This is a genomic window from Streptomyces sp. NPDC049541, from assembly GCF_044465725.1.
Lineage (GTDB): Bacteria > Actinomycetota > Actinomycetes > Streptomycetales > Streptomycetaceae > Streptomyces.
Window position 1 is genome coordinate 306,133 of the sequence record NZ_JBITLY010000002.1, and the last position, 13,905, is coordinate 320,037.

At 73.3% G+C, this 13,905-nt stretch carries 7 protein-coding genes; 3 read left to right on the forward strand and 4 right to left on the reverse strand.

The genetic code is table 11. The annotated features are described in order from the left end of the window. The first annotated feature begins 28 nt into the window (after nucleotides 1–28). The 3 genes from dhaL to ACIBW9_RS08600 all read left to right on the forward strand — a co-directional run bounded on the left by dhaL (nucleotide 29) and on the right by ACIBW9_RS08600 (nucleotide 5,885). Nucleotides 29–655 carry a dihydroxyacetone kinase subunit DhaL gene (gene dhaL / locus ACIBW9_RS08590; protein ID WP_398952626.1) on the forward strand — a complete coding sequence of 209 codons (627 nt, stop codon included), beginning with the start codon at nucleotides 29–31 and terminating at the stop codon, nucleotides 653–655. Further along, nucleotides 652–2,355 carry a phosphoenolpyruvate--protein phosphotransferase gene (locus ACIBW9_RS08595; protein ID WP_398952628.1) on the forward strand — a complete coding sequence of 568 codons (1,704 nt, stop codon included), beginning with the start codon at nucleotides 652–654 and terminating at the stop codon, nucleotides 2,353–2,355. Before dhaL ends, ACIBW9_RS08595 begins: the two co-directional genes overlap by 4 nt. 86 nt (nucleotides 2,356–2,441) lie before the next feature. Next, on the forward strand, nucleotides 2,442–5,885 hold the full coding sequence (locus ACIBW9_RS08600) for a BTAD domain-containing putative transcriptional regulator (RefSeq protein ID WP_398952630.1): 3,444 nt from the start codon (nucleotides 2,442–2,444) through the stop codon (nucleotides 5,883–5,885). Here ACIBW9_RS08600 and ACIBW9_RS08605 read toward each other — a convergent pair. From ACIBW9_RS08605 to ACIBW9_RS08620, 4 genes are all read right to left on the reverse strand, one after another. Next, the gene (locus ACIBW9_RS08605; RefSeq protein WP_398952632.1) at nucleotides 5,766–6,434 is read right to left on the reverse strand and encodes a hypothetical protein; all 669 of its coding nucleotides are present in this window, start codon (nucleotides 6,432–6,434) and stop codon (nucleotides 5,766–5,768) included. The genes ACIBW9_RS08600 and ACIBW9_RS08605 overlap by 120 nt on opposite strands. Further along, on the reverse strand, nucleotides 6,431–8,203 hold the full coding sequence (locus tag ACIBW9_RS08610) for a serine/threonine-protein kinase (protein ID WP_398952634.1): 1,773 nt from the start codon (nucleotides 8,201–8,203) through the stop codon (nucleotides 6,431–6,433). The genes ACIBW9_RS08605 and ACIBW9_RS08610 overlap by 4 nt, the downstream gene beginning before the upstream one ends. Nucleotides 8,204–8,384: 181 nt before the next feature. Continuing rightward, nucleotides 8,385–11,708, reverse strand: a complete 3,324-nt coding sequence (locus ACIBW9_RS08615) for a BTAD domain-containing putative transcriptional regulator (protein WP_398952636.1) — start codon at nucleotides 11,706–11,708, stop codon at nucleotides 8,385–8,387. Nucleotides 11,709–11,774: 66 nt separating this feature from the next. Continuing rightward, complete coding sequence (locus ACIBW9_RS08620; protein WP_398952638.1) at nucleotides 11,775–13,787, reverse strand: non-reducing end alpha-L-arabinofuranosidase family hydrolase; 2,013 nt, start codon at nucleotides 13,785–13,787, stop codon at nucleotides 11,775–11,777. Between the last annotated feature and the right edge of the window lie 118 nt (nucleotides 13,788–13,905).

The following is a 13,905-nucleotide window of genomic DNA, read 5'->3' on the forward strand; positions in this document are numbered from 1 at the left end:
CCCCGTACCGAACCCGATCGGAGACCCCGTGGACACCGACCTCGCCCGCACCTGGGTGCAGGCCATCGCAGCCGCCGTGGACCAGCACAAGGACCACCTCACCCAACTCGACTCGGCCATCGGCGACGCCGACCACGGCACCAACATGCACCGCGGCTTCTCCGCCGCCGTCAAGGCCCTGGCCGACTACGAGCCGGACACCGTGGGGGCCGTACTGGTCAAGACCGGCACCACCCTCATCTCCACCGTCGGCGGCGCCTCCGGACCGCTGTACGGCGGTGCCTTCCGCGCCATCGGCAAGGCCCTGGACACCGCCACCGCCGACCCGCAGCAGCTCGCCGCCGCACTGGCCGCCGGTCTCGCGAGCATCGAGAAGCTCGGAGCGGCCGCCCCGGGGGACAAGACCATGATCGACGCCTACGCCCCCGCACTGGCGGCCTTCCGGCAACAGGCCGACGTCGGGGCCGACTTGGGCGCCGCGGCCGCGGCCGCCGCCGATGCCGCCGAGCAGGGCATGCGCGCCACCGCCCCGATGCAGGCCCGCAAGGGCCGCGCCTCCTATCTCGGCGCCCGCAGCATCGGCCACCAGGACCCGGGCGCCACCTCCACCGCCCTGGTCTTCCGCGCCCTCGCCGAGACACTGGGGGCCCGGTGACCGACCGCCACACCTTCACCGGGCAGGCCGCCGCACCCGGCACGGCCCTCGGCGTCCTGCACCGCACCGACCGGCCCTTCACGAGAGGGGCGTTGCCCCACCGCGCCGGCGGCGACCCCACGCAGCAGATCACGGAAGCCTTCGACACCGTCGCCGCCCGCCTGCTCGAACTGTCGACCTCGCTGCGCGCACAGGGCAAGGACGAGCAGGCCGACATCATGGAGGTCAACAGCTACATCGCCCAGGACCGGGATCTGCGCGACCAGGCGGTCAAGGGGGCGAAAGACGGCCGGCCGGTACCGGTCGCCGTCCGGCAGGCCGTCGACGCCTACGCCGCAACCATCGCCGCCCTGGACGACCCCACCCTCGCCGAACGCGCCGCGGACGTACGGCAGGTCGGCCGCCGCGTCCTCGCGCACCTGCACGGCGACACGGATCCCGCCCCGGACCAGCCCCTCGTCCTGGTGGCCCAGGAGATCGGCGCCGCCGATCTGCTGGAACCCGGCCGGACGGTGACAGCCGCCCTCTCCGTGACCGGCGGCCCGAACTCGCATGCCGCCATCGTCGCCCGCTCGCTGGGCGTTCCCTTCCTGCTGGCCGTGGACCCGCGGCTGCTCGAACTGCCGGACGGCCTGGAGATCCTGCTCGACGCCGACCAGGCCAGCGCCGTCGCCCACCCCGACGACGAGGAACGGACCAGGGCGCTGAGGGCGATGGAGGCCGCCCGGACCCGCAGGCTCGCCCTCGCCGAGGAGCGTGACCTGCCCGCCGAGACACTCGACGGTCACCGCATCGTGCTGCGGGCGAACGTGGCCACCGCGGCCGAGGCCCGCGCCGCCCTGGCCACGGGCGCCGAAGGTGTCGGCCTGCTCCGCACCGAACTCCCCTTCCTCAACCATCGCGCCTGGCCCACCCGCGCCCAGCACGCGGCGACCCTCATCCCCGTCCTGCGTGCCCTGGCCGGGCAGGTCGTCACGGCGCGCACGCTCGACTTCGCCGACGACAAACTGCCGCCGTTCCTCGCCGAGAGCCGCGAGGACGGCCGGCTCGGGCGCGGGCTGCCCCTCATGCTCGGCCGGCCGGAGGCCTTCGCCGACCAGTTCCGCAGCCTCCTCGGCGCCGGAGCCGGCACCGATCTGCGCATCATGATCCCCATGGTCGCGAGCGTCGACGAACTCCGCGCCTGCCGACGCCTCCTCGAGGCCGCCGCCACCGAAGCAGGCGTCCCGGCGCCGCCCCTGGGCATCATGGTGGAACTGCCCGAGGCGGTCGCCGCCGCCGACGACCTCGCGCGCGAAGCCGCCTTCTTCTCCATCGGCAGCAACGACCTCACCTGCCAGATCCTGGGCCTGGACCGGCGAGACCCCGCCACCGGCCCCGCCATGGCGGCACACCCCGTCGTACTCGACGCCATCGCCCGCGTCGTCGCCGCCGCCCACCGCCACGGCCGCCAGGTCTCCGTCTGCGGCGACGCCGCCGCACACCCCCTGGTGACCCCCCTCCTCATCGGCCTCGGCTGCGACAGCCTCTCGGTCGGCCCCGCAGCCCTCGACGAGGTCCGGTCCCGCATCCGCCGCCTGCGCCACGACACCTGCGCCTCCCTGGCAGCCGTCGCCCTCACCCGCGAGACCCCCGAAGAGGTCTGGCGACTCGTCGAGCAGCGCGGTGGGCCGTCGCTGCCCTGGGAAGTGCTCCACTGAGGGCACGGCGGGCACCGCCAGGAGAAGTGTCTTTGTTGTGAGACTGCTGTGGAGCAGTGTGGCGAAGTTCTGGTTTGATGCCCCACGTGTCGCTGCACGAACTGCGCATGACGGTGCTCGGCGAGGTCGGTGCCGGGTTCCGGGGCCGGCCGCTGGAGCTGGGCGGGCGGCGGCAGCGTGCCGTGCTCGCCCTGCTGATCGTCGCCCGCGGCTCGGTCGTCTCCCGTGACCGGCTGGTCGAACGGGTCTGGGGTGGCACGCCGCCGCCCCGTGCCGCCGCCTCGCTGCACGCCCATGTCTCCCACCTCAGGCGCTGCCTCGAACCCGAGCGGGAGGCGAGGGCGCGCGCCGGGGTCATCGTCAGCGAGGGGGCGGGTTATGCCGTGCGGCTGCCGGAGGACGCCGTGGACGCCTGGCGGTTCGAGGCGGCGCTGCGGTCCGCCGCCGTGCACTGCGACCAGGGCCGACCCTCGGAGGCGGTGTCCGTCCTGGAATCCGGGCTCGCGCTGTGGCGTGGTTCCGCCTACGCGGAGTACGCCGCCGAGCCCTGGGCCCGCCCGGAGGTGGTGCGTCTCACCGAACTGCGCGAGTTGGCCCGCGAGCGCCTGCTCGCCGCCCGTCTCGCCCGCGGCGAGGACGCCGTTCTCGTCCCCGCACTCGAATCCCTGGTCGCCGAGGACCCGCTCCGAGAGGAACGCCGCCGCCTTCTCGCCCTCGCCCTCTACCGTTCCCACCGCCAGGCCGACGCCCTGGAGACCCTGCGCCGCGGGAGGAAGCTGCTGCCGGCCGGGGCCTGCGCTCCTGGGACGGCTCTGGGCGACCTGGAAGCCAGGATCCTGGCCCAGTCTCCCGCGCTGGACGCCCCTTCGGGATTCGTCCCCCGCCCCGCCGCACGCCCTGACGTACTCGTGGAGCGGGATCTCCAGATCGCCGAGCTGCGCCACAGCCTGGGCGCGGCGATGGACGGCAGACCGGGCGTCGTGCTCATCGAGGGCCCGGCCGGCATCGGCAAGAGCCGCCTGCTCGGCGAGATCTCCGAACTGGCCGCCGGGCAACGGGTCCTGACCCTCACCGCCAGGGGCAGCCAGCGGGAGAAGGAGTACGGCTTCGGGGTCGTACGCCAGCTGTTCGAGCGGGTGGTGAGCCGCGGTGAGGAGACCCTCCTCGCGGGGGCCGCCGTCGCGGCGGGCGCGGTCTTCGGAGGGGCGCGGGGGCAGCAGCCGCAGAGTTTCGCCGTGCTCAACGGCCTGTGCGAGCTGACCCGGAAGCTGGTGCGAGCCTGTGGGCCGCTGGTGCTGACCGTGGACGACGTGCAGTGGTGCGACAGCGGTTCGCTGCGGTTCCTGGCGTATCTGGCGGGCCGGCTCGAAGGACTGCCGGTGCTCATCGCCCTCACACTGCGGACGGGGGAGCAGCAGGGCGAGGAGCTGCCGGCGACGCTGACGACGGATCCCTCGGTGACGCGGATCAGGCCCGCTCCGTTGACGGCGAGCGGGGTGGCAGGGCTCGTACGGCAGACGCTGGGTGAGGAGCCACAGGAGGAGTTCACGGCGGCCTGCCATCGCGTCACGGCCGGAAACCCGCTGCTGCTGCGGCAGTTGCTGCGGGCGCTGCAGGCGCGCGGGACACGGCCCGATGCCGCGCACAGCGGGGAGGTCGCCGAGACCGGGGCGCGCGCGGTGTCCGGGCTGGTCCTCGGCCGGATCGCGCGGCTGCCCGAAGGAGCACGGGCCGCCGCGCAGGCCGTCGCCGTGCTGGGAGACGGAGCGGCGACGCTCGCCGAGGTCGCCGCGCTCATGGAGTGCCCGGAGACGGAGGCGGCACGGGCGATCGTGCCGCTCGTGCAGGCCGACATCCTGCGCCACGGCCGGCCCCACGCCTTTGTCCACCCCCTCGTCGGGGACGCTGTCTACCGCGAACTGCCTCCCGGCGAACGGCAGTTGAGGCATGAGCGGGCGGCCCGTGCGCTGTCCGCCGCAGGCGCACCGCCGGAGCGCACGGCGGCCCAGCTGCTGCTCGCCCCGCACCGGGGCGACCCGGCCGTGGTGGACATCCTCTGCGCGGCCGCCCGTGAGGCCGCCGGCCGGGGCGCCCCCGACGCCGCCGCCACCTACCTCACCCGTGTTCTCGACGAGCCACCCGCCCCCGAACGCCGCCCGGAGGTGCTCCTCGAACTCGGACGTGCCGAGATGCCCGGCAACGGCCCGGCCGCCGTGGACCATCTGCGCCAGGCCTACGACACCCTCGCCGACCCGCAGCGCAGAGCGGTCGCCGCCCTGCTGCTCGCCCGGACCCTGGTCTTCGCCGGCGGCCATGGCCAGGCCACCGAGTTCGCCCGCCAGGCGGCGGCGGAACTGCCCGCCGAGCTGAGCGACGAACGGCAGGGGCTGCTGGCGCTGGAGCGCATCAGCGGCTTCATGCACGGACTGGACCAGCGGCTGTGGCGCACCGTCGAGGACCCCGTCGTCGAGGGCGAGGGCCCCGGCGCCCGGATGCTCGCCGCCAACCTCGCCCGCGAGGCCGCCTCGGACGGCGGCGACCGGGACCGGGCCGTCGAACTGGCCCGCTTCGCCCTCGCCGACGGAGTCCTCCAGGCCGCCGGGGAGGAGATGCTCTGGTACACCGCCGCCATCGTGCTGCATCTCGCCGACGAGGAGGTCGGCGAGCTGTGGGACGCGGCGGTGGCCCGTGCCGTCGAGCGCGGCTCACTGTTCTCCGTGCTCGCCACCCATCTGTGGCGCGGCTTCACCCAGTGGCACCACGGGGACCTGAACGCGGCACGGCGGTCGCTGGAGACCGCGGTCGGACAGTCGGAGATCTGGGGTCTCGCGCCCGGGGCCCCGCAGGGCCGCACCTTCCTGACCGCCGTCCTGCTGGACCTCGGTGACACCGCGGGGGCCCGGGCCTGTCTGGAGCGGATGCGCGGCTGGATCCGGGGAACGGAGGGGCAGCGGCTGCTGGGGGAGAGCGAAGCAGGCGTGCTGAACGCGGAAGGCCGCTACGAGGAAGCGCTGGCCGCCCTCGACGGCGTGGCGCACCTCCAGCCCGCGGTGGCCAACCCGGCCTGGTGGCCGTGGTCGTTGCTGCGGGTGCGCGCGCTCGCGGGCCTCGGCCGCCGGGCCGAGGCGCTGGCCTTGGCCGAGGAGCAGCTGACGGTCGCCCGCGGGTGGGGAGCGCCCAGCACGCTGGGGCGGGTGCTGCGGGTCGTCGGACACTTGCGCGGGCCCGAGGGCGAGCCCCAACTGCGTGAAGCCGTCGCCCTCTTGGAGGACGGCCCGGCCCGCCTGGAGTACGCCCGCGCACTGCATGCGCTCGCCGCACACGCCCCGCAGGACGAGGCCGGCTCCTTGCTGAGCCGGGGGCGGCGCATCGCGCGGGAGTGCGGGGCCATGGGTCTCGCTCAACACGGCCTAACAGGCGTAGGTGAAGCTGGTCGAGGCCGTCAGCCGGTCCGGCGAGAGCACTTCGAGGGTGGCGGTGGCCTTCATGGTGCCGCGGCCGTCGAAGCTCCAGCGCAGCACGACCTTTGAGCTGGTGACGTTCCTGCCGACCTCCTGGTGGAGGACGGCCGACGCCGTGCCGTCGCTGCGCCTCCAGCGGTAGTCAATGGTGCCCGCATGGCCGTCCGTCTTGAGGACTCCGGTGACCACGACCGTCTTCGCGCAGTGGCCGACCTCGGGCGCCGTCACCGTGGCGTCCAGCACGTTCAGCGGTCCTCCGGCGGCCGTACAGGAGCGCACGGCCAGTACGACGGCCACGACGACGGCGATCACCACCAGCAGGTACCGCAGCTCGCGTCGCCACCACGGCCGGGGGCGGCGGGCCGTCACGCCGGACGGGACCTGCGGGGTGACCGTGCCCCGCCAGATTCCCGTCGCGCGGTTGTCGGCCGTGCCCGTCGCACCGGGCACGCCGGGCCCGAAGCGGGTCTCGTCCTCGGCACCTTCCGAGGGCGGAAGGTGCAGGGTCGCGGCCGGATCCGTCGGCGGGAGGGTGGCGGTGAGATCGGGGTCGCCGGGCTGGGACGCCGGGTCGGTGCGGGCGAACCGCAGTCGGGGGTCCTCGGAGGGTGTGCTCATCGGGGCGGGTCGCAATCGACGGGAGCCGCAGTGGACTGGAAGGAACCGTTGCCGGAGTCGGCGGCGGGATCGGTGGTGATCCGGACGCCGAGGTAGTCGGAGCGGGTGGGCACCGGGAAGGCGTGGGTGTAGCGGCCCGAGATCTGCGTCTTCCCCTTGGGCAGCGCGACCGGGTCGGTGGCGACGACGGTGCCGACGGCGCCGGCCGAGTCACTGGCGTACCAGCTGAGGTAGAGCGTGCCGTCGGCGGCACCGTCCGTCGTCACACTCACCGAGGCCACGATGGTGCAGGTGGCCGAGGTGGGGCCCACCGCGTTGATCTGCGCCGAGGTGACGTCGAGGGTGGGCGGGGGTGTGGGGGTGCCGCTCCCGCTCGTGGGACCACCGCTCGTCGTGGTCCCGCCGCCGCTGGTGGAGTCACCGCCGCTCGTGGTCGTACCGCCGCCGGTGGTCCCCGTGCTGCTCGTACCGCCGCCCGTCGTGGACGTCGTCCCACCTGCGCCCGACGCCCCGCCGCCCGGGCCATCGGCCGTTCCGCCCGCGCTGGGTGAGGCGCCGTCCTTCCCGGACGCCGACGGGGACGGAGAGTCGCTCCCGGACGGCGACGCGGAGCTGTCCGATGCCGAGGGGCTGCCGGCGGGGGAGTCGGCCGGCCCGCTCGGACCGGTCCCGTCGGCGGAGTCACCGGACACGGCGCCGTTCGTGGTGCGGTGCCCACCGCCGCCACCCGTGGCCATGGCCGTCACCGCTACCCCGCCCACCACCAGCACGACCCCCGCCGCCAGCCCGGCCAGGACCTTCCCCCTTCTGCCGGGCAGCTTACGGGCGCCCGACCCGAGGGTGGTCGTGGCCAGGGCGGTCGTGCCCGAGGCCGTACCGTCCGAGAGCGGGAAGAGAAGGAAGAACAGGGCAGCCAGGGCGGCGAGTTCGCGTCGGCCGTTCTCCTCCCACTCCTCTCCGTACGCGCCCACCGCGACCGCCTCGAGCTCCTCGACGAACGCCGCCGCGCTCTCCGGACGCTCCTCGGGCGTCTTGGCCAGGCCCCTGCGGATCAGCGGACGCACCGGCTCGGGAGCCAGCTCGGCCGGGATCGGTGCCTCGATGTGCTGGACGGCGAGCTCGGCCAGCGTCCGGCCCGGGTACGGCTTCATCCCGGTCAGGCACTCGAAGAAGGTCGCGGTCGCCGCGTACACGTCGGTGGCAGGCCCGGCCGCACCGCCGGTCCACTGCTCGGGGGCCATATAGGTCGGGGTGCCCGAGGCATTGGTGGCCACCCCGCTCGGCACGGCGATGCCGAAGTCCACCAGCTTGGAGGAACCGTCGGCGGCGACCAGGACGTTGTCCGGTTTGTAGTCGCGGTGCACGACACCTTCCGCGTGGGCCGCCGCGAGGCCGAGCAGCGACCCCTTGAGCACGACGAGCGCGGCCTCGGCGGTCGTGGCGCCGTGCTCGCGCAGCAGCTTGCGCAGTGGCACCCCGTCCACGAGCTCCATGACGATGGCGGCACCGCGCGGACTCTCCACGTACTCGTACAGCGCCACGACATGCGGGGAGCGGAGCTCGCCCAGCAGCCGGGCCTCGGCGCGGAAGACCTCACGGAAGGCCGGGTCGTCACAGAGCTGCTCGGCGAGGTACTTGATCGCCACATGGGTGCCGGTGGTGTCGTGCGTGGCCAGGACCACCCGGCCGCTGGCCCCCGAGCCCAGCTCCTTGATCTGCGTGTAGCCGGGGACCGCCCACGGGCCCCCACCGTGTATCGCTTCGCTCATGTCCTGTGCATCCGGCCCGTCCCCCGGACCGCCCCCGTTCGTGCTCTTGCGGTGCGTCTGCCTCGTGATGCGGGTGCTTCCCCCGGGGCATGGACGATGCACCACCGGTCTTGCGAACCGCTTGCAAGCCGATCGCAAGTCGGGCGTCGGATTCTCCTCCCGACGGCCTGTCGTACGCCGGTCACACAGGGGGGAGCCGGCGTACGACGCCGTCCTCGACGGTGTCCCCGCAGGCCACGGCATGCAGGGCCTGAAGGGCACGCATGTGTTCCAGGCGAGCCGGGCCGTCGCCCGCGAGGGCGAGCGCCTCCCGGAGTTCGGTCGCGCCGTCGGGCCCGCGCACCTCACCGAGCAGCCGCAGCACCCGGGCGACCGTCCCGGGCGCACCCCACCGGCGGGCCGACGACAACTGCTCCCGCGCGAGCCGTTCGGCCCGGTCCCGCTCACCCAGCCCGGTCAACGCCCGCACCCGCAGCAACTCCCCGTCCCACCACACCGGGTTCACCACCTCGGGCTGGAGATGCCGTACGCCGTCCAGTACGGCCAGCGCCCGCGCGTACCGGCCCTCGGCGATCAGCACGCGAGCCTCGCTCTCCCCGCGCAACCGTGCCCCTTCGGCACCCGCGCTCCGCTGCCGCATCCGCTCCATACAGGCACGGGCCGCGGAGATGTCGCCGAGGTCGAGCAGCACGCCCGTCAGGAACGCCCGGCAGTGCGGGGCGCCGGGCGTGACCCCCCACGCGCCGAACTGCTCGAGCGCGGCCTCCAACGACCGGCGTGCCTGGTCCAACTCACCGTGCCGCCACCGGGTGAACCCCTGCCACAGATGTGCCGAGAGCGTCCCGACCAGCGACCCCCGCTGCCCGGCGTACGTCAGCGTCTCGTCCCACAACCGCCTGACGTCCTCGCCGGCCAGTTGCAGCACCACGCCCGCGGTGCACCAGGAGAGGATCTCGCCGCGGTGCAGCAGTACCCGTTCGGTGAGCGCGAAGCGGGCGGAGGCGACGGCCGCGGTGCGGTCGAGTCCCCATACGGTGGCCTCCCTCGCCGTCTCGGCGGCGAGCATACGGGCCCCGGGCCCCTCGCCCAGGGGAGGTGGCAGCTGACCGTCGGCGCCCGCGGTGCAGAGCCCGTGCGCGAAGGCGCCGAACCGGGCCAGAGCCACCAGCCCCTGCCAGTCGTCTGCGGTGCCGTCCGCAGCGGCTCGTCCGGCGGGCGGCAACTGCGCCGCCGCCCGCGCCGCGAACTCGGCCGCCTCACCGGGCCTGCCGGTGTAGATCAGTGTCTGCGCGAGCAGACGAGCGGCGCCCGCGGCCGGCGGTGACGCCTCGTACGCCTCCCGCAGATGCCGGGCCGCCGCCGGCCCGTCCACGAGGGCTTCCGCCCGGCCGAGCTCCAGCAGCACTTCGGGCCGGACCTCCCGCGCGGGCGGTTCGAGCAGCGCCCGCGTGAGCAGGGTGGCGGCGGCGTCGTTGGCGCCGCGGGCACGCGCGCGTGCCGCGGCGGTGCGCAGGACGCCGACCACCCAGGGGTCGCCGCGGTAGGGGACCAGGAGCAGATGCGCGGCGGTCCGCTCCGGAGCCGCCCCGGCACGGTCGAGCACCCGTGCCGCCCTCTCATGCAGCGCGGGGCGCTCCCGCTGGGACACCCTCCGCAGCACGGCCTCGCCGGTCAGGGGATGGACGAAGTCCAACGGGTACTGGTCACGGACCACTTCGGCCCGTACCAGGGCCGCCGTCGCCCCGGCCACGTCCTGCTCGGACCGCCTCGCGAAGGCGGCGACCGCCGGCAGCGAGGCCCCGCCGCCGAGGACCGCGATCGCCCGGACGACGTCCGCGGTGGCGGACGGCAGCCGGTCCAGCCGGGGGAGCAGGAGGTCGGAGACGGCACGGATGCCGGCCTCCTCCACGAGGTGCGGATCCGTCCCCTCTCCCGCCGTCTCCAACGTCCCGAGCACGTGGGTCAGCAGCAGCGGCAGCCCCGCCGACACCCGGTGGCAGGCCTGGACGACGTCCTCATGCACCGGGGCGCCGAGCCGTTGCCGTACGAGACGCTCGACACCTGCCGCGCCGAGCGGCTCCGGCCGGATGTGCACCACCGTCGGGTCCTGCACGATGTCGGCCAGGACCTGCTCGTTCTCGTCCAGGGCAGGAAGGTCCCCGGTGCGCAGGGCGGTGACCACGAGTATCGGCAGCGTCTGGATGCGCGGCAGCAGATGGGCGAGGAAGCGCAGGGACGCCGTGTCGCACGCCTGTAGGTCGTCCACGAGCAGGAGCAGGGGCCGCCGCGCCGGCTCGTCGGCGGTGACCAGGCGCTCGGTGAGCCGGTACAGCGCGTGCAGAACGTCGAAGCCGTCCGCACCGTCGGCAAGCAGACCGTCCTGCTCGGTGGCTTCCGGGCCGAGCAACTGGCGTACGACGTCGTGGGGTTCACCGGGGCGGGTGGGCGAGGGAGCGTGCGCACCGTGTACCCGTACGCCCGACTCCCGGCCCCACCGGGCCGCCTCCGCCAGCAGTGCGCTCCGGCCGATACCGGCGGGACCCTGCACACACACCAGTCCGCCGCGGCCCGCGACCGCGTCCGACAGATACTCCCGCAGCTCGGCCAACTCATGCTCCCGCTCGACGAGTTGGTCGGCCGTATGTGCGTGCGCCGACGCGGTAGCCGGTGCCGGCAGGACGAGGCGCGGTGCTTGGGACAGAACCTCGGACTCGACGCCGCGCAGGGCGGGACCCGGATCGATGCCCAACCGGTCGGCAAGCGTGCGGCGGGCGCGACGCAGTACGGCCAGGGCCTCGGCCTGGCCACGGGCTCGGTAGCAGGCGAGGGCCAGCAGGGACCAGCGTTCCTCGCGCAGGGGTTGTTCGGCGACGAGGTCCTCGGCCTCGTCGAGCAACACCTCGCCATGCTCCCCGCGCTCCAGGCGGGCTGCCAGCAGTCGCTCCCGTATCACCTCACGCAGCTCCGCGAGGCGCGCCGCCTCCGCCCGTGCCCAGGGCGCGTCCTCGAACCCCGCGAAGACCGGGCCCCTCCAGAGGGCGAGCGCCTCGGTGAGCAGGCCGACCTTCTCGGTCGCCGAAGTCGCGGGCCGACCGGCCTGTTCGAGCAGCGCTTCGAACCGCCAGGCGTCGACCTCGTGGGGAGCGAGACGGATCGCGTAACCGGAGCCCTCCCGTACGAGGACGCTGCTGCGGGAACCGGTCGTGCGGGCCGGTTCCAGCTCGCGCCGCAGCCGCGAGACATATGCCTGCAGAGCGCCGACCGCGCTCGGCGGCGGCTCCTCGCCCCACACGGCGTCGACCAGCCGGTCACGGGTGACCACGGCGCCCCGTGCCAGCACCAGCAGCACGAACAGCGCACGCGGCCGGGGCCCGCCGAGGCTCAGGGCCCGTCCGCCACGCGTCACGGTCAGCCCACCGAGAACACCGACCTGCAGCCCGGCGGCCGCACGGGACTCCGGCCCCGGGACGCCCGGTCTCGGCCCTTCACCGCCGGCGTGCTCCATACGCCCCATAGTGCCTGCCCTGTGCCCACGCAGAGGGGCCCCGCACGAGTGGCGGGGCCCACAGGGTCAGCAGGTGGAATTGGTCTGGGTGAGCAGGCCCAGCCGCCACGGCAGGCTGTTGTAGTCACCTCCGGCGTTGGGGTCCTTGCCCTGGTACAGGTACTGCAGCTTGCAGGACGGGATCGTGAGCGTCTGGTCGTAGCCCGCGCGGATCATCTCGCCGTGACTGATGTCCCGACTCCAGGTACCGGAGGGGAACGTCACGTTGCTCGCCCTGGCGAACGGGTTGCTCTCGGACGCGGCCAGCGGTGACCACGAGCCGGCGAGGCTGCTCGCGGTCCAGGAGCGGAAGTAGCGGCGGCCGTCCGAGCCGACGGCCTCGACGAGCAGGAGGTACTGGTTGCTGCCCTGCACCTTGTACACGTTGCTCGCTTCGAACAGGGCGTACTTGTTGGAGTCCTGGGCCGCGATGACGGTGTTGGTGAAGCCGTTCGGGAACTGGCCGACGGTCGTCTGCGAACGGTAGAGGTGCCCGTTGTCGTCGGAGGAGAACAGATAGCAGTTGGCGCTGTCGCAGATCACCCACATGTCGACCCAGTAGCCGCCCCCGATGTTCTGCCGGATGATGTCCGGCATCGACGGGTAGAAGTTGCGCGGCGCGCTCCACCCGTTGGGATTGCTGATGTCGGAGTTGGTGGAGTACGAGGCGTTGCCGGTCTGGTAGACGAGGTACCACAGGCGCTGCGGCGCGTAGTAGAACACCTGCGGCGCGGCCCGGTATCCGGTGCCGATGGCGGTGCGGTCCAGATAGTGGTGCGTGGCCGAACCGGCCTGGGACCAGTCACTGAAGTTCAGGTACACCAGGTTGTATCCGGAGGAGTTGGCCACGCTGGCGAACACGTGGTACTTGCCGTTGTAGTAGACGACCGTCGGATCCTTGATCCCGGCGATGTTGTGCGTGGCGTCCGGTTTGGGCGCGATCAGCGGGCCGCTGGAGCTCCACGAGTAACGGCTGGGCAGGGCGGCGGCGTCGGCGGCACTGCGGGTGGCGGCGGGCGTGCCGCCCATCGCCGACAGCGTCGCGTTGTATGCCGGCTTCTTGTTGCCGTTGCGGTCGAACAGCAGGGGGTTGTCCCCGCTGCGCCAGGAGTCGCTGTCGCGGATGCCCCACACCGTGATGCCGTTGCAGCGCGGCACGTTCAGGCAAGCCCGGACGGTGTTCGCGTACGCCGTCGGCGAGGCCTGCGCGATGTCCAGCTCGGTGATCTGGACGTCCACACCGAGAGCGGCGAAGTTCGACAGCGTGGTCTGGAAACTGGCCGGCGGGCCCCCGGTGCCGAAGTGGGACTGGAACCCGACGCAGTCGATGGGCACACCGCGGGACTTGAAGTCGCGGACCATGCGGTAGACGCCCTGGGTCTTGGCGTCCGACCAGTTCTCGATGTTGTAGTCGTTGTAGCAGAGCTTGGCCGCCGGGTCGGCCGACCGTGCGGTGCGGAAGGCCTGCTCGATGAAGCCGTCGCCGAGCACGTCCTGGAAGACCGAGCTGCGGTGCTGCCCGCTGCCGCCGTCGGCGAAGGCCTCGTTGACCACGTCCCAGGCGTAGATCTTGCCCTTGTAGTGGTTCATGACGGTGGTGATGTGGTTGTTCATCACACTGCGCAGGGTGTTCGCGTCCCTGATGGAGCCGACCCAGCCGGGCAGTTGGGAGTGCCAGACCAGGGTGTGGCCGCGCATCCGCTGACCGTGCGCGGTGGCGTGGCTGACGATCTGGTCGCCGGGCCCGAAGTTGAAGTTGCCGCGGGACGGTTCGGTGGTGTCCCACTTCATCTCGTTCTCGGGCGTGATCGCGTTGAACTCGCGGTCCAGGATCCTGCCGTACGTGCTGTCGCCGAGCCGCCCGGCGGCCACGGCGGTCCCGAAGTACCGTCCGGACTGGGCCGCCTGGGCGCCCAGTGTGGAGGCCTGGATCGTGGGGCCGGACGCGCCGGACGCCGTCCCGGGTACCACCAGGGCGGCCACGGCGAGCAGGCCTAAAAGGGGGACTCGGCGACGGCCGAGTCGCTTCAGCGTGTTCATTCTTCTCCCTCGTGTTGATGTGTTCATGACATCTACAGGGTCTGGGCCTGTGCGGAATTTCGAACGCTAGTCGACTTGCTGAGCATTGTGGATGATAGGGAGGCGCCAAGGCGCGTCA